Below are 15256 nucleotides of genomic sequence, written 5' to 3'. Positions count from 1 at the left end.
TTAACATATGAGCGCGCCGACTGAAAGAAAGGCGCGCATCGATCTTTCCCGGCGAAAACAGGGGTTAGTTTTCGGTCTCCAGAAGCCGCGCGCCCGGCCCCTCCTTGCCGAGTCGGTCGCAGGGATTGCGCAACGGACAGCTTTCGATCGACAGGCAGCCGCAGCCGATGCAGCCGGTCAGACGGTCGCGCAGCAGGCTAAGCCGCCTGATTCGCGCGTCGAGATCATCCTTCCACAGCGCCGACAGCGTCTGCCAGTCGGCGACGGTCGGCGTGCGTCCTTGCGGCAGGGACTCGAACGCTGCCTGGATTTCCGAAAGCGGAATGCCGACACGCTGCGCCACCTTGATGATGCCGAGCCGGCGAAGCACATCGCGCCCATAGCGCCGCTGATTGCCGCGGGAGCGGATGCTCGAGATCAGCCCCTTGGTCTCGTAAAAATGCAGCGCCGAGACGGCGAGGCCGCTGCGCTCCGCCACTTCGCCGACCGTCAGGAGCTTGCCGAGCGGCACTGCCGGAATTGTATCCATGCCTCTTGACCTCAAGATTAGTTGAGGTTTTATAACCCTTGCTCCTGCAATCGTAAAGTCCAATCGCAATAAGGAGCGACGCATGCAAACACCCACCAGGCTGGCTGTCATCTACGGAAGCACGAGAGAGGGCCGCATCTGCGACCGGGTGGTCAAATGGCTGACGCAGGAGCTCATCCGCTTCCCACAATTTGATATCGACATCATCGACCCATTGGATTTCGCACTGCCGGCCAACCGTGACATGGCGCATCCCGAAGTCGACAGGCTCGCAGGACGGCTTGGCATGGCCGACGCCTTCATCATCGTCACGCCGGAATACAATCACAGCTTCACTGCCTCGTTGAAGTCGATCATCGATTTCTTCTTCGAGCCCTGGCAGGGCAAGCCGGTCGCCTTCGTTTCCTATGGCGGCATATCCGGCGGCCTGCGCGCCGTCGAACAGCTGCGGCTGGTCTTTGCCGAACTCCACGCCGTCACCATCCGCGATTCGGTGAGCTTTGCCGCACCTTGGAACCGCTTCGACCCAGACGGACAACTCGATAATCCCGCCGATACAATGCGTTTGCTCGATCGGATGATGGCGAGGCTGGAATGGTGGACGCAAGCGCTCGTCACCGCCCGCAGCGATCGTCCCTATGCCGACATGGAGCGCCGCGCGTCTTTTCAGACGTACGCATAAGCCAGAAAGCTCCGGTTCCGTTCCCGGCAGGTACGGAACCATTGGGAACACCCGGGCAGATCCTCCGCCCGGGTGTTTTCCCTCACATCCGGTTCATTCCGACCGCACGGACGGGTTCGCAATTTTGCTGTTGCGGGGAGAAAACCCCGGTGGTAGTTTCCGCGCAAATAACAGGGGAGCTCCGTATTGCCGGGGCTGAGATGTGAGGCGCAAGCCTCTGGACCCTTCAAAGCTGATCTGGGTAATGCCAGCGGAGCGAGGTTCAGATGTTCTCAGGCGCACAAGTGTCACTCTATCCGATGTCCGACAATTTCGTCGGCATCATTCTCGATGCCGTCACGGCGCTCGACCCCTATCGCGACCGGCTGCGCATCGAGACCGATGACATCTCCACTTTGCTGGTCGGCCCGCCTGACATTCTCTTCGCCGCCATGCACGATCTTTTCGTCGCCGCCACAAAGACCGGCGAGCATTGCGTGCTGTCCGCTGCCGTTTCACGCGGCTGCCCCGGCGAGCCCGACGACGCCATCTGCGGCGTCAACCCCTCCCTCGGCCAGGCGGAGCCGCTTGCCGAGCGTATAACAGCCGCACTTGCCGCCGTTGAAATCACCGCCGAAACTGGACAGCCGACCGCTGCGCAATTCTCGCTCTATGTCATGGGAACCGGTACCCATATGGACGAGATCTATGGCTGCATCGACTTTCTGAAGCGCTCCGGCACCTTCGACCGCGCCAAGAATTTCTGCACCAGGCTCTCTGGCGACGCTGGCGCCGTCTTCGCCACCATTCGTGAGGCCTTCTTTCGCTTCGGCGACCCCGCGGGGCATGTGACCCTCGACATCACGGTTTCCGCGAATAGCCCGACGAAAGCCTGAATCGAACGCTGATGACACCGCCATCACCATCGGGATCGCGCCTTGCCGCGCTCCGCACCGCTCTCTACCGGGGCATACCCGCCTTGCTCGCCGGCTGCGCCTTTTTGGCGGCATGGGAACTCTACGTCGATCTCTCCGGCATAAAAGCTTCCATCCTCCCGGCGCCGTCGCGCATCGTCCTCCAGGGTTGGCTGAACCGCGAGGCGCTGATATCAAACACCTGGCCGACGCTCGGCGCGACGCTCGGTGGTTTCGCCCTGTCGCTTGCCTTCGCCTTCGCCGCCTCGATCCTCATGGATTTCGTGCCCTTCATGCGCCGGGCATTGCTGCCGATCTTCATTGCTAGCCAGACCCTGCCGCTGGTGGCGATTGCCCCCCTCGTCGTCCTCTGGTTCGGCTTCGGCCTGTTGCCGAAGATCCTGCTGGTGGCGCTCGTCACCTTCTTCCCGCTGCTGGTCGCCTTGCTGCAGGGCTATGAATCGACCGACCGCGACATCGCCGAATTGCTGAATTCGATGAAGGCGAGCCGCTGGCGCATTTTCCGTCTGGCACGGCTTCCCTCCTCGCTGCCCTATTTCTTTGCCGGCCTGCGGATCTCGATCACCTATGCCGTTGTCGGCGCGATCTTTGCCGAATATGCCGGCGCCGCCCGCGGCCTCGGCATCTATATCCTCAACGCCAAGAACAACTTCCGCCCCGATCTCGTGCTCGCCGCCGTCGTCGTCAGCGCCGTGCTGACGCTCTGCCTCTTCGGGTTGACGCTGATGATCCAGCGCCTCGTCATGCCCTGGCAACCATCCGGGGAGCCGCGCCGATGAGCGATGCAATGGTTGACCTCACCAACATCTCGAAGTCCTTCGACGGCATGAAGGTGCTGGGCGATATTTCGCTCGCCGTCGCAGACGGCGAGTTCGTCTCGATCGTCGGCCCGTCCGGCTCCGGAAAATCGACGGTACTGAGATTGCTGACACAGGCGCTTCGGCCCGATTCCGGCACCATGCTCTTCAAGGGCGCGCCGCTGGAACAGGCGCCGCATTCCTTCGCCTTCATGCCGCAACGCGATGCGCTGATGCCCTGGCGCCGGATCATCGACAATGCCGCACTCGGCCTTGAGGTGCGCGGCATGAGCCGCCGCTCGGCCCGTGCCGCCGTCGCGCCTCTGTTCGAGCGCTTCGGCCTCGCAGGCTTCGAGCATCACTATCCCTCCGAACTGTCAGGCGGCATGCGCCAGCGCGCCGCGCTGCTGCGCACCGTCGTTCAGACCCAGGACATGCTGCTGCTCGACGAGCCTTTCGGCGCGCTGGACGCGCTCACGCGCACGCAGATCCAGGAATGGCTGCAGGGCATGTGGACCGAACACCGCTGGACGGCGCTGTTGATTACCCATGATGTTCGCGAGGCCGTGTTTCTCTCCGACCGTATCTACGTGCTCTCGGCTCGTCCGGCGCGTATCATCCGCGAATTCCGCGTTCCTCTGCCCCGTCCGAGAAGCATTGCCGATCTCGGCTCGCCGGCGGCCCAGGCGATCGAAACCGAAATCCTGCAAACCCTGCTTCATCCGCTAGAACAGGATGATTTTAGGCCGGTCGGCCTAAAATCTGAATCCTGTTCAATTTAAAGAGTTAGAGCATGATGTCGTCCGAAAACAGCTCACACTTTTCGGCATCATGCCCTAGAGACCTGAGGAGGTCACCATGCTGCTTCTCACCCGTCGCCAGACGATCTTCGCCGCCATCGCGGCAAGCCTCGCCGGCCGCACCGCCTTCGCCCAATCGGCGCCCGCAAAGGTCCGCATCGCGCTCGACTGGACGCCCAACACCAACCATATCGGCATCTATGTCGCTAAGGAGAAAGGCTTCTATGCCGATGCCGGCCTCGATGTCGAAATTCTTCCCTTTGCCGATACCAGCGCCGGAACGCTGGTGTCCAACGGCGTTGCCGATTTCGGCATCAGCAGCGAGATCGAGACCCTCACGCAGCGCGCTGGCGGCGGTGACGTGAAGATGGTCTACGGCGTCGTCCAGACGGAAACCGCACGCCTGATCTTCAAGGGCGGACGTGACGACATCAAGAGCCCGAAAGACCTCGACGGCAAGACCTATGGCGGCTTTGGCGGCACCTGGGAGAGCGCGCTGATCTCCGCGATGATCCGCAATGATGGCGGCAAAGGCGACGTCAAGACCGTCACCCTCGGCACCTCCGCTTACGAGGCGCTGGACAATGGCTCGATCGACTTCACGCTGGAGATCTACACCTGGGAAGGCATCGCCGCCGAACTGGAAAACCGGAAAATCGGCCGCTTCCACTATTCCGATTATGGCATTCCCGACGAGCAGACTACGGTCATCGTCTCCAGCGACGCCTATCTCTCCGCAAGTCGGGAACACGCCCGCGCCTTCATCCAGGCGACACGAAAGGGTTATGCCTACTCCGTCGACCATCCCGACGAAGCCTGCGACCTGCTGATCTCCGGAAGCAACGGCGCACTGATGAATACGGAACTGGTGAAGGCCTCCCAGAAGGCATTGATCGAGGGGCACTTTCTGAAATCCGAGGCCGGCGTGATCGGTAGGCTCGACCCGGCAAAGGCCGAGGCCCTTGGTGGCTTCCTGATGGAGAATGGCATTCTGGTCGATGCCAATGGCGCCGCACTCAAGGAGAAGCCGGATTTTTCCACCTATTATACCAACGAACTTCTCGACTGAGCCCAACGCCTGCCTTGCCCGTCGCGGCTTTCCGTTGCAAAATCCGAGACCGGAGCATGATGTCGTCCGAAAACCGCTCACACTTTTCGGCATCATGCTCTGGGCAAGGTGGGGAGGCAGGATGCGACAACAGGAGAGACTGGCCGGAGCGGACTTTCTGCGCGCGACGGCCTGTCTGCTGGTGCTCGCCCACCACTTTGCACTGCGGCTGGACATGCGTCGAATCCCCGACGAACTCGGACCGACCGCAAACATCCTCCGCTTCGGCAATTTCGGCGTCGCCATCTTCTTCGTCCTCAGCGGCTTTCTTCTTGCCCATCCCTTCTGGCGCGCGCTCGACATGGGCAGCGACATGCCCAGCCTGCGGCATTACGCGATCCGCAGGATGGCGCGCATCGCTCCGGGCTTCTGGTTCGCCGCCACCGTCGGCTTCGCGCTCAGCCTGGCGCTGCTTGCCTTGCCGCTAACGCCTGAGCTTGTGCTCCGCTACGTCTCCGGGCTGCTGTTCATGAGCCAGTGGCATTGGCGCACCTTTTTTCCTGTCGAAGCCGACGGGCCGCTCTGGTCCATTCCCTTCGAGGTCACCAGCTATGTGCTCCTGCCGGTCTGCTTTCTCCTGCTGTTTCGTATGCCATTCCTGAGGCAGCGCCCGTTGCTTGCCCGTTTCGCCTGGCTTTGCGTCATCACGAGCGTACTCCTCGCCCATGTGCTGATCCTGACCGTCTTTCCGCTCGACGACATCGAACGCGGCTGGCAGTACGGCCTGCAGGGCGGGGCGAAGGAGTGGATGCCGAGATATAATCCGATCGGCTTCTTCGCCGTCTTCGCGCTCGGCGCGCTTGCCGCCGGCGTCGAGGTCATGCTACCAAGAAGGCGCTCCTCCTGGTTCGATGCCGCAGCGCTCCTCGGCCTCGCCATTGCCGCCTACCGCCTCGTCATATCACTTGGCGGCTCCGCGGAAGCTTACGGCTGGCTCGAAATCCCCTACGGCTTTCCAATCTTTCCGCTGGCAGTCGCAACGGCACTCGTTTCGCTCAGCCATTCGCAACACCTGGGCAGGCTGCTCGACAATGCTCCGGTACGCTATATCGCGAAGATCTCCTTTGGCATCTACATCTGGCAGGAGATCATCCTGTTATTGATCCAGAGGCTCGATCGGGGCTCGTTCGGCTTTTCCTCTGAAAATGTCGTCACCGGCTGGCTGCAATCTTGCGGACTGGCGGCAGCGCTCATCCTACTCATCGCAAGCCTCAGCTACCACCTCTTGGAAAGACCGGCGATCCTTTTCGGAAACCGGCTGACATCTCGTCAACCCAATCGGGCTACTCCTTTCAAAGTATAAATTTCCGGTAATCGCAACTACAGGCATTAAGGTTAACGCCGAATACTCCCATTTTTGGCGTCTTTAGGGTTATCAAATTCTTATTTATACCGATGACAAACGATACGTGACCATGTATTTGTCTCCATGTTGTTCAGTATCGCATATAAACTTGTGGACCTTGCGTAATGAATGCTTTTACTTCGAAGACGAATCCACGCTTCGATCCGTCTCAGCGTCACGACAAAATCAAGACCCTGGTTATAGCGAACTCCAACATTCGCCAGCCGGATAGCCTTTCCATTATCGAAAGAAAGATGGCTGTGCGGCTGGGCGTGAAGCGGTTGATCGACATCGTCGCCTCAGTCAGCGCTCTCATCGTTCTGGCGCCGCTTTTTCTGGCAATCGCTCTTTTCATCAAACTCGACGATGGTGGTCCGGTGTTTTTCCGCCAGATCCGCTGGGGGCTGAACGGCCGGAAGATCACGGTCTTCAAGTTCCGGTCGATGCGCGCGGAAGCTTGCGACCCGAGCGGCATTCAACAGACCGTCAAGGGCGACAGCCGGGTGACGGGCATCGGCGCGCTGCTCCGCAAGACCAATATCGACGAACTGCCGCAGCTTTTCAACGTTCTCAGGGGTGAGATGTCGTTGGTCGGGCCGCGCTGCCACGCCATCAATATGCGGGCAGCCGGTCGGCTCTACGAGGAACTGGTGCCGGACTACCACTACCGCCACATCATGCGCCCCGGCATCACCGGCCTTGCGCAGACGCGCGGCTGGCGCGGACCGACGGCGCGGCCGCTGGCAGCCCGCGCTCGCATCGCCTGCGATATCTATTATGTCAGGAATTTCAGCCTGCTGCTCGACCTGAAGATATTGTTCAAGACGGTCGTCATCGAGCTGCGCGGCGGCACCGGCTTCTGAGACGATCCCGGCAAAGCGGCCTATCGGCCGCTTCTTCATTTCAAGCTACCCGCTTCTCTTCGCTCGCTATGACCAGCTTACGATGGGACTTCCACCCACCATGAAAAAAGGCGGCTGTCGCAGCCGCCTTTCATCTCGTCGCAACCGGTTGCGATCAATCCTGTTGAACGACGCCGCGCAGATGCGTCATTTCCATGATGAAGTGCTCAAGCTTCGACTTGTGCTCATGCAATTCGGCATGTTCGAGTTCCTGGCGGGCAGCATCGATGCGGCGTGTCAGCTCGTCCTTCTGGAGTTCCTCGACCGGAACCGCGGATTCGGCAAGCAATGTGCAGCCGGTCGGCAGGATATCGGCAAAACCGCCGAACACGACGTAGTCTTGCTTCTTGCCGGAGGCCGAACGCACGCTCACGACGCCCGGCTTGATCGTCGTCATCGTCGGTGCATGGTTTGCCATGACCGTCATCTCGCCTTCAGTCGCAGGGATGACGACCTCGGTCACCATCTCCGACAGCAGCAGACGCTCCGGCGAAACGAGCTCAAAGTTGAAATTGTCAGCCATCAGTGACTTACCTTCTCGGCTATGGCTTTCGCATCTTGCAATTTAGTCCCGCAAAACGGGCAGTGCATTATCGCTTGGTCGAGATAACCGAGGCCTTCCTCGCTCTGGACCAGACCCACCACCATCATCAGCACGCCATTATCGGCGCGATAGACGGTCGGCGCTGCTGGTTCCGGAAGATCCGCCACGACCCCTTTCAAGGAGTCGCAGCAGAATATCTCGTCTAGCGCATCGCTCATTAAGCAGCTGCGAGCTTCTTGGCCTTTTCGACCGCTTCTTCCATCGAGCCGACCATGTAGAAGGCAGCTTCCGGCAGGTGATCGTATTCGCCGTTGACGAGGCCCTTGAAGCCCTTGATCGTGTCTTCCAGAGCAACCAGTTTGCCCGGCGAACCTGTGAAGACTTCGGCGACGAAGAACGGCTGCGACAGGAAACGCTCGATCTTGCGGGCGCGGGCGACAGCAATCTTGTCGTCTTCGGACAGTTCGTCCATGCCAAGGATGGCGATGATGTCCTGCAGTGCCTTGTAGCGCTGCAGCGTCGACTGCACCTTACGGGCGACGTCGTAATGTTCTTCGCCGACGACCATCGGGTCGAGCATGCGCGACGTGGAGTCGAGCGGATCGACCGCCGGGTAGATGCCCTTTTCAGCGATGGAGCGCGACAGAACCGTCGTTGCGTCAAGGTGAGCAAACGAGGTCGCCGGCGCCGGGTCGGTCAAGTCGTCGGCCGGAACGTAGATGGCCTGGACCGAGGTGATCGAGCCGGTCGTCGTCGTCGTGATGCGCTCCTGCATCTGGCCCATGTCGGTTGCGAGCGTCGGCTGATAACCGACGGCCGACGGGATGCGGCCGAGCAGAGCCGACACTTCGGAACCTGCCTGCGTGAAGCGGAAGATGTTATCGACGAAGAACAGAACGTCCTGGCCCTGGTCGCGGAAGTGCTCGGCGACCGTCAGGCCGGTCAGGGCGACGCGGGCGCGGGCGCCCGGCGGTTCGTTCATCTGACCGTAAACAAGTGCCGCCTTCGAGCCTTCGCCGCCGCCATGCTTGTTGACGTTCGATTCAATCATTTCGTGGTAGAGGTCGTTGCCTTCGCGGGTGCGTTCACCGACGCCTGCGAAAACCGAGTAACCACCATGCGCCTTGGCGACGTTGTTGATCAGCTCCATGATCAGAACGGTCTTGCCGACGCCGGCGCCGCCGAAGAGGCCGATCTTGCCGCCGCGTGCATAGGGAGCCAGAAGATCGACGACCTTGATGCCGGTGACGAGGATCTGCGATTCCGTCGACTGCTCGACATAGGACGGTGCATCCTGGTGGATGGCGCGCTTGTGAGCGGTGACCAGCGGACCGGCTTCGTCAACCGGCTCACCGATGACGTTCATGATGCGGCCGAGCGTCTCGTTACCGACCGGAACCATGATCGGAGCGCCGGTATCGGCGACTTCCTGGCCGCGGACGAGACCTTCGCTCGAATCCATCGCGATCGTACGGACGACATTTTCGCCAAGGTGCTGCGCAACTTCGAGAACCAGGCGGTTGCCGTTGTTACTGGTTTCCAGCGCGTTCAGGATCTTCGGCAGTTCGCCTTCGAACGCAACGTCGACGACGGCGCCGATAACCTGGGTGACTCTGCCGACAGAGCCGATCTTGGGGGTAGCTGCCTCAGCCATTTTCTGACCCTCTTTTCCTAGCCTCAGAGCGCTTCCGCGCCCGAAATGATTTCAATGAGTTCCTTGGTGATCTGCGCCTGACGCTGGCGGTTATAGCTCAGCGTCAGCTTGTTGATCATCTCACCGGCATTACGCGTCGCATTGTCCATAGCGCTCATCTTGGCGCCCATCTCGCCTGCGACGTTCTCAAGGAGCGCGCGGAAGATCTGGACGGAGATGTTGCGCGGGATCAGATCTTCGAGGATCGATGCCGGATCCGGCTCGTATTCGTAGACGGCGCCTGCATGTGCGGCATCTTCGGTCTGCACAGCTCCCGTTGAAGCCGGGATGAGCTGCTGCGCCGTCGGAATCTGACTGATCACCGACTTGAACTCGGAATAGAACAGCGTGCAGACGTCGAACTCGCCAGCAGCATACATCTCGATGATGCGCTTGCCGATCTGGTCCGCATTCTCGAAGCCGACGCGCTTGACGTCGCGCAATTCCTTGCGCTCGATGATGAGCGAGGCGAATTCGCGGCGAAGGATGTCGTGACCCTTCTTGCCGACGGTGAAGATCTTCACCGTCTTGCCTTCGGCAAGCAGCTTGCGGACATGTTCGCGTGCAAAGCGTGCGATCTGCGAGTTGAAACCGCCGCAAAGACCACGCTCGGCCGTGCAGACCACCAGCAGATGGACCTTGTCCTGGCCGGTGCCGGTCATCAGCGTCGGTGCGCCGTCGGCATCGGTGACGGCCTTGGCGATGTTCGCCAGAACCACACCCATGCGCTGCGAATAAGGCCGGGCGGCCTCGGCCGCCTCCTGCGCACGCCGAAGCTTCGCCGCGGCGACCATTTTCATCGCCTTGGTGATCTTCTGCGTCGCCTTGACGGAGGCGATCCGGTTTTTCAGATCCTTAAGTGAAGGCATCCGTGATCCGTCCTAACTTAGGGCCTGATTACGAGAAAGACTTTGCGAAGCTATCGAGAGCAGCGGTGAGCTTGCCCCTGGTATCGTCGCTGATTGCCTTTTCCGTGCGGATCGCGTCGAGGATGGCAGAGCCTTCCGAACGCAGATATGAGAGGAAGCCCTGCTCGAACTTGCCGACCGAAGCGACCGGCAGCTTGTCGAGATAGCCGTTGACGCCAGCAAAGATCACGGCGACCTGCTCTTCCGTCTTCAGCGGCGAAAACTGCGGCTGCTTCAGGAGTTCGGTCAGGCGTGCACCACGGTTCAGCAGGCGCTGTGTCGCAGCGTCAAGGTCCGAACCGAACTGGGCGAAGGCGGCCATTTCGCGATACTGGGCGAGTTCGCCCTTGATCGAGCCGGCAACCTGCTTCATCGCCTTGATCTGTGCCGACGAACCGACGCGGGAAACCGACAGACCGACGTTCACGGCCGGGCGGATACCCTGATAGAACAGGTCGGTTTCAAGGAAGATCTGGCCGTCGGTGATCGAGATCACGTTGGTCGGAATGAAGGCCGAAACGTCATTGCCCTGCGTTTCGATGACCGGCAGAGCCGTCAGCGAACCGGCGCCCATGTCATCGTTCATCTTCGCAGCGCGCTCAAGCAGGCGCGAGTGCAGGTAGAAAACGTCACCCGGATAAGCTTCGCGACCCGGCGGGCGGCGCAGCAGCAGCGACATCTGGCGGTAGGAAACGGCCTGCTTGGACAGGTCGTCGTAACCGATCAGCGCATGCATGCCATTGTCACGGAAGTATTCGCCCATGGCGCAGCCGGCAAACGGGGCCAGGTACTGCATCGGCGCCGGATCGGAAGCAGTGGCGGCGACGATGATCGAATATTTCAGCGCGCCGCGCTCTTCGAGCACCTTGACGAACTGTGCGACGGTCGAACGCTTCTGGCCGATGGCGACGTAGACGCAGTAAAGCTTTTCGCCTTCCGGACCGTTGTCGTGAATAGCCTTCTGGTTGAGGAAGGCATCGAGAAGGATCGCAGTCTTACCGGTCTGGCGGTCGCCGATGACCAGCTCGCGCTGGCCGCGGCCGACCGGGATCAGCGCGTCAATGGCCTTGAGGCCGGTCGACATCGGCTCATGAACCGATTTGCGCGGAATGATGCCGGGAGCCTTGATGTCGACGCGCGAACGGCGCGTCGCATTGATCGGGCCCTTGCCGTCGATCGGATTGCCGAGCGCGTCGACGACGCGGCCGAGCAGTTCCGGACCAACCGGAACGTCAACGATGGCGCCGGTCCGCTTAACGGTGTCGCCTTCCTTGATGTCGCGGTCGGAGCCGAAGATGACGACGCCGACATTGTCGGATTCGAGGTTCAGCGCCATGCCGCGGATGCCGCCCGGGAACTCGACCATTTCGCCGGCCTGGACATTGTCCAGACCATAGACACGAGCGATACCGTCACCGACGGAGAGAACCTGGCCGACTTCCGAGACTTCTGCCTCTTTGCCGAAATTTTTAATCTGGTCTTTGAGAATTGCGGAAATTTCCGCGGCGCGGATATCCATCAGCCAACCTCTTTCAATGCGAGCTTAAGGGTAGAGAGTTTGGTACGAAGAGACGTATCAATCTGACGGGACCCGACCTTCACGATCAGACCACCAAGAATTGACGGATCAACCGTGACGGCAATCGTCACGTCTTTGCCGGTAACGCTCTTGAGTGCCACCTTCAATTCGGTTTCCTGCGCTTGCGAAAGCGCATGCGCCGAGGTGACCTCGGCGGAGATTTCACCGCGATGGTTCGCGGCGATGATGCGGAAGGCCTTGATCATGCCCGGCAGGGCGAACAGGCGGCGGTTACGCGCCACGACCTTCAGGAAATTGGCGAAGAAACCGCTGATGCCGGCATTCTCGCTGATGGCGACGATCGCCTTCAGCTGGTCTTCAGCGGAAAAAACCGGGCTTGCGACGAAGCGCTTCAGATCGGCGCTCTCATCCAGCATCGCCTGGAAACGGTCAAGATCGGCGGTGACGCTATCGACGGCGCCCTGCTCGAGCGCCAATTCGAAAAGCGACGAGGCATAGCGCTCTGCAACACCAGAAGTAAGCTGGGACGTGTCTGCCACTGGCACAAATTTCCCTGATTTCAACCCAAAATCCGGCTCTCGGCGGGCGCCGAACCTATGATCTTGAATTCGTTTTGATTTCCCCCAGAAATCACAAGAGAAGCCTCTTGCTTCTTCCGAAATTCGGGGTCCGTCTAACATAGGATGTTCGGACTCGCAACACGCGTAATGCCCGAATACGCCTTTCACATGAATTTCTGTCTGCAAAATCGCGCAATGGCCTGAAAGCAGGCCGAAGACGCCGTCTGCCGGCAGCGAGAGTCACGTCTGGATGAAGCCGAAAACGTAGAGCAGCGGTAGCGCCGCCAAAGCGATCTGCACAACCAGGAGTAAATAGTTGACGAGATTACTCCCCTTATCGGACAGGATCGAGATGACGCGGGCAAAGGCAGCCATCGCGAAGGAGGCGCCGAGCGCCATATAGATCCAGTCCTGGGCGAGCATGATCGCCGACAGCCCGAAGCCGAGATAGAAACCGCCCATCGAGCGCCCCTCGCCGAAGCCTTCCGGCCGCCCCTCCTGCGCCTGCAGACCGAGAAGACGGAAAGTTTGGCCCGGCGCGAACATCATGATGAAGCCGGCGAGCGCCGTGAAAGCGGCGGAGCAAAAGGCAAGCTGCTCGCCAAACTCGGTCGGAAAGTAAAACTCCATGCGTCAGCCCCAAATCACCCGGATGAATCAGTGTTTTATGGCATGCGCCGAAAAAGGAGGGAATGGCGGCCTTATTTGATTTAGAGAAAACTCTGCGGATCGATATCCAGCTGCACCTGCACCGATCCGCGCTCTTTGGGCGATTGCGACAGCATCGCCCGCAGGAACCCTTGCATGTCAGAGTTCCGCCGGCCGTGCACCAATAGACGGAAGCGGTGGCGGCCGCGCACCAGCGCGAGCGGCGCTTCGGCCGGGCCGAGCACCGAGATGCCCGACACCTGCGGCGCGGCGTTGCGCATGCCGCGCGCGTGGTTTTCGGCGTCGTGGCGGGTTTCGGCCGAAACGATGATCGAGGCGAGCCTGCCGAAGGGCGGCAACAGGGCGCGTTCGCGTTCGGTGATCTCGCGCTCGTAGAAAGCGTCGGAATCGCCGGAAACGATCGCCTGCATGACAGGATGCTGCGGCTGGTAGGTCTGCAGCAACCCATGACTCTTGAGGCCGGTGCGCCCGGCCCGGCCCGTCACCTGCGACAAAAGTTGGAAGGTGCGCTCGGCGGCGCGCGGGTCGCCATTGGCGAGGCCGAGATCGGCATCGACGATGCCGACCAGCGTCATCAGCGGAAAGTTGTGGCCCTTGGCCACAAGCTGGGTGCCGATGACGATATCGGCCTCGCCCTTGGCGATCGCTTCCAGCTCCAGCCGCAGCCGCTTCACCCCGCCCATGATATCGGACGAGAGAACGATCGTTCGCGCCTCCGGGAAATGCCGTTCCACCTCCTCGGCGATGCGCTCGACGCCTGGCCCGCAGGCGACGAGATGGTCGAGCGTGCCGCATTCCGGGCACGCCTCCGGCGTGCGCTCGGCATGGCCGCATTGATGGCATTGCAGCTGCTTGCGGAAGCGATGCTCCACCAGCCAGCTCGAACATTGCGGGCATTGGAACCGATGGCCGCAGACCCGGCAGAGCGTCAGCGGCGCATAACCGCGCCGATTGAGAAACAGCAGCGCCTGTTCGCGCTTTTCCACCGTCTTGCCGATCGCCCGGATCAGCACCGGCGACAGGAAGCCGCCCCGCTCCGGCGCGTGCCTGCGCATATCGACCAGATGCAGGTCCGGCATCGCCGCATCGCCGAAACGCGTCGGCAGGTGGACGGTGCTGTAGCGTCCGCTCTGGCCGTTGACCTGGCTTTCGACCGACGGCGTCGCCGACACCAGAATGACGGGAAAATCACCGATGCGGCCGCGCACGACGGCCATGTCGCGAGCATTGTAGAAGACGCGATCCTCCTGCTTGTAGGCGGGATCGTGTTCCTCGTCGACGATGATCAGGCCGAGATCCTCGAAGGGCAGGAAGAGCGCCGAGCGGGCGCCCGCCACGACGCGCACTTCGCCGGTCACCGCCTGGCGCCAGACCTTTTCGCGCATGCGCGGCGCAAGATCGGAATGCCATTCGGCCGGCTTTGCCCCGAAGCGGTCCTGGAAGCGTTCCATGAAACTGGCCGTCAGCGCGATCTCCGGCAGCAGGATCAGCACCTGCTTGCCGCGTTTCAGCGTCTCGGCAATCGCCTCGAAATAGACTTCTGTCTTGCCGGAACCGGTCACCCCGTCGATCAGCGACACCGAAAATTCGCATCTGCGGACATCGGAAACGATCTCTTCGGCCGCCTGGTTCTGCGGCCCTTCGAGACGTGCTGCGGCAAAATCCGGATCCGGCATCGCTACGACCGGCGGCGGCGGCAGGAATACAGTCTCGAAGATGCCCAGCGTGATCAGCCCGTCGACGACACTCGTCGAGACACCTGCCGCATGGGCAAGACCGCTGCGTGTCCAGGAAAAACCGTCGGAGGCGGTAGCGAGGACCCGGGCGCGCGCCGGCGTCATCCGCTCCGGTTCGCCGCCAACCAGCTTCAACCCTTCCACCATCGGTTCCGGCTCGAAGGCGTTCGGCGCCCGCAGCGCCATGCGGGCGACTAGGCCGGGCGGCGAGAGCGTATAGGTCGCCACCCAATCGATGAAATCCCGCATCTCCCTGGCAAGCGGCGGGCAGTCGAAGACATGGCTGATCGGCCGAAGCTTCTTCGGATCGACGCCGTCCTCGCCGCCGTCCCAGACGACGCCGATCACCTGCCGCGGGCCGAGCGGCACCTGCACGACCGAGCCGGGCTCGACCGCCATGCCATCCGGCACCGAATAGGAATAGGGTTTCGGCGCCGGCATCGGCACCAGCACCGGAACCGTTCGGTTCGCGGGCGGTGCCTCGAAAAGCGCGCCAAAGAGATCGGACGAATCTGTGCTCATTGCGCGA

The 15256-nt window shown here is 61.2% G+C and carries 16 protein-coding genes and 1 riboswitch; of the genes, 7 read left to right on the top strand and 9 right to left on the bottom strand.

What is annotated here, in order from left to right:
- Positions 1 to 64 precede the first annotated feature (64 nt).
- A complete protein-coding gene (soxR, locus tag RWJ89_RS31715) occupies positions 65 to 529 on the bottom strand; it encodes a redox-sensitive transcriptional activator SoxR (RefSeq protein ID WP_168283387.1) in 465 nt (154 codons plus the stop codon).
- Between the two features lie 82 nt (positions 530 to 611).
- Between soxR and RWJ89_RS31710 the strand changes: the two genes are divergently transcribed.
- From RWJ89_RS31710 to RWJ89_RS31680, 7 genes are all read left to right on the top strand, one after another.
- On the top strand, positions 612 to 1211 hold the full coding sequence (locus RWJ89_RS31710; RefSeq protein WP_077977810.1) for an NADPH-dependent FMN reductase: 600 nt from the start codon (positions 612 to 614) through the stop codon (positions 1209 to 1211).
- 162 nt (positions 1212 to 1373) lie between these two features.
- Positions 1374 to 1487, top strand: a riboswitch (TPP riboswitch).
- Positions 1478 to 2086 carry a YkoF family thiamine/hydroxymethylpyrimidine-binding protein gene (locus RWJ89_RS31705; protein ID WP_221946035.1) on the top strand — a complete coding sequence of 203 codons (609 nt, stop codon included), beginning with the start codon at positions 1478 to 1480 and terminating at the stop codon, positions 2084 to 2086. (Overlaps the previous riboswitch by 10 nt.)
- A gap of 11 nt (positions 2087 to 2097) precedes the next feature.
- A complete protein-coding gene (locus tag RWJ89_RS31700; protein WP_168283385.1) occupies positions 2098 to 2904 on the top strand; it encodes an ABC transporter permease in 807 nt (268 codons plus the stop codon).
- Positions 2901 to 3704: an ABC transporter ATP-binding protein gene (locus tag RWJ89_RS31695; protein WP_168283384.1), complete on the top strand. Its 804-nt coding sequence runs from the start codon at positions 2901 to 2903 to the stop codon at positions 3702 to 3704. The genes RWJ89_RS31700 and RWJ89_RS31695 overlap by 4 nt, the downstream gene beginning before the upstream one ends.
- A gap of 76 nt (positions 3705 to 3780) precedes the next feature.
- Positions 3781 to 4791 (top strand): ABC transporter substrate-binding protein, encoded by a 1011-nt coding sequence (locus RWJ89_RS31690; RefSeq protein WP_168283383.1) that lies wholly within the window; start codon positions 3781 to 3783, stop codon positions 4789 to 4791.
- Between the two features lie 121 nt (positions 4792 to 4912).
- Complete coding sequence (locus tag RWJ89_RS31685) at positions 4913 to 6133, top strand: acyltransferase family protein (RefSeq protein ID WP_316031969.1); 1221 nt, start codon at positions 4913 to 4915, stop codon at positions 6131 to 6133.
- Positions 6134 to 6300: 167 nt separating this feature from the next.
- On the top strand, positions 6301 to 7038 hold the full coding sequence (locus tag RWJ89_RS31680) for a sugar transferase (RefSeq protein ID WP_316031968.1): 738 nt from the start codon (positions 6301 to 6303) through the stop codon (positions 7036 to 7038).
- Between the two features lie 154 nt (positions 7039 to 7192).
- Here the strand turns inward: RWJ89_RS31680 and RWJ89_RS31675 are convergent, their stop codons facing one another.
- From RWJ89_RS31675 to RWJ89_RS31640, 8 genes are all read right to left on the bottom strand, one after another.
- Complete coding sequence (locus tag RWJ89_RS31675; RefSeq protein WP_131663230.1) at positions 7193 to 7600, bottom strand: F0F1 ATP synthase subunit epsilon; 408 nt, start codon at positions 7598 to 7600, stop codon at positions 7193 to 7195.
- A complete protein-coding gene (locus RWJ89_RS31670; RefSeq protein ID WP_003543462.1) occupies positions 7600 to 7839 on the bottom strand; it encodes a hypothetical protein in 240 nt (79 codons plus the stop codon). The genes RWJ89_RS31675 and RWJ89_RS31670 overlap by 1 nt, the downstream gene beginning before the upstream one ends.
- Positions 7839 to 9275, bottom strand: a complete 1437-nt coding sequence (gene atpD, locus RWJ89_RS31665; protein ID WP_003543464.1) for a F0F1 ATP synthase subunit beta — start codon at positions 9273 to 9275, stop codon at positions 7839 to 7841. Before atpD ends, RWJ89_RS31670 begins: the two co-directional genes overlap by 1 nt.
- A gap of 23 nt (positions 9276 to 9298) precedes the next feature.
- Positions 9299 to 10183, bottom strand: coding sequence for a F0F1 ATP synthase subunit gamma (locus RWJ89_RS31660; protein WP_131663229.1), 885 nt, complete (start codon positions 10181 to 10183; stop codon positions 9299 to 9301).
- Positions 10184 to 10211: 28 nt separating this feature from the next.
- Complete coding sequence (atpA, locus tag RWJ89_RS31655; RefSeq protein ID WP_168265461.1) at positions 10212 to 11741, bottom strand: F0F1 ATP synthase subunit alpha; 1530 nt, start codon at positions 11739 to 11741, stop codon at positions 10212 to 10214.
- Positions 11741 to 12307 (bottom strand): F0F1 ATP synthase subunit delta, encoded by a 567-nt coding sequence (locus RWJ89_RS31650; RefSeq protein WP_222061779.1) that lies wholly within the window; start codon positions 12305 to 12307, stop codon positions 11741 to 11743. Before RWJ89_RS31650 ends, atpA begins: the two co-directional genes overlap by 1 nt.
- A 255-nt stretch (positions 12308 to 12562) precedes the next feature.
- Positions 12563 to 12952 (bottom strand): AGROH133_08824 family phage infection protein, encoded by a 390-nt coding sequence (locus tag RWJ89_RS31645; RefSeq protein WP_168283381.1) that lies wholly within the window; start codon positions 12950 to 12952, stop codon positions 12563 to 12565.
- Positions 12953 to 13032: 80 nt separating this feature from the next.
- Complete coding sequence (locus RWJ89_RS31640) at positions 13033 to 15249, bottom strand: primosomal protein N' (RefSeq protein WP_316031967.1); 2217 nt, start codon at positions 15247 to 15249, stop codon at positions 13033 to 13035.
- Positions 15250 to 15256 lie beyond the last annotated feature (7 nt).

The organism is Rhizobium sp. 10PS4, from assembly GCF_032464805.1.
GTDB classification, from domain to species: domain Bacteria; phylum Pseudomonadota; class Alphaproteobacteria; order Rhizobiales; family Rhizobiaceae; genus Rhizobium; species Rhizobium laguerreae.
Note: the sequence above shows the minus strand (reverse complement) of the source record. Positions and strands in the feature narration are given on the sequence as shown.

What these genes read in the sequence shown, in the direction of transcription:
- soxR (WP_168283387.1), bottom strand. Translation starts at nt 529, where the DNA reads ATGGATACAATTCCGGCAGTGCCGCTCGGCAAGCTCCTGACGGTCGGC.
- RWJ89_RS31710 (WP_077977810.1), top strand. Translation starts at nt 612, where the DNA reads ATGCAAACACCCACCAGGCTGGCTGTCATCTACGGAAGCACGAGAGAG.
- RWJ89_RS31705 (WP_221946035.1), top strand. Translation starts at nt 1,478, where the DNA reads ATGTTCTCAGGCGCACAAGTGTCACTCTATCCGATGTCCGACAATTTC.
- RWJ89_RS31700 (WP_168283385.1), top strand. Translation starts at nt 2,098, where the DNA reads ATGACACCGCCATCACCATCGGGATCGCGCCTTGCCGCGCTCCGCACC.
- RWJ89_RS31695 (WP_168283384.1), top strand. Translation starts at nt 2,901, where the DNA reads ATGAGCGATGCAATGGTTGACCTCACCAACATCTCGAAGTCCTTCGAC.
- RWJ89_RS31690 (WP_168283383.1), top strand. Translation starts at nt 3,781, where the DNA reads ATGCTGCTTCTCACCCGTCGCCAGACGATCTTCGCCGCCATCGCGGCA.
- RWJ89_RS31685 (WP_316031969.1), top strand. Translation starts at nt 4,913, where the DNA reads ATGCGACAACAGGAGAGACTGGCCGGAGCGGACTTTCTGCGCGCGACG.
- RWJ89_RS31680 (WP_316031968.1), top strand. Translation starts at nt 6,301, where the DNA reads ATGAATGCTTTTACTTCGAAGACGAATCCACGCTTCGATCCGTCTCAG.
- RWJ89_RS31675 (WP_131663230.1), bottom strand. Translation starts at nt 7,600, where the DNA reads ATGGCTGACAATTTCAACTTTGAGCTCGTTTCGCCGGAGCGTCTGCTG.
- RWJ89_RS31670 (WP_003543462.1), bottom strand. Translation starts at nt 7,839, where the DNA reads ATGAGCGATGCGCTAGACGAGATATTCTGCTGCGACTCCTTGAAAGGG.
- atpD (WP_003543464.1), bottom strand. Translation starts at nt 9,275, where the DNA reads ATGGCTGAGGCAGCTACCCCCAAGATCGGCTCTGTCGGCAGAGTCACC.
- RWJ89_RS31660 (WP_131663229.1), bottom strand. Translation starts at nt 10,183, where the DNA reads ATGCCTTCACTTAAGGATCTGAAAAACCGGATCGCCTCCGTCAAGGCG.
- atpA (WP_168265461.1), bottom strand. Translation starts at nt 11,741, where the DNA reads ATGGATATCCGCGCCGCGGAAATTTCCGCAATTCTCAAAGACCAGATT.
- RWJ89_RS31645 (WP_168283381.1), bottom strand. Translation starts at nt 12,952, where the DNA reads ATGGAGTTTTACTTTCCGACCGAGTTTGGCGAGCAGCTTGCCTTTTGC.
- RWJ89_RS31640 (WP_316031967.1), bottom strand. Translation starts at nt 15,249, where the DNA reads ATGAGCACAGATTCGTCCGATCTCTTTGGCGCGCTTTTCGAGGCACCG.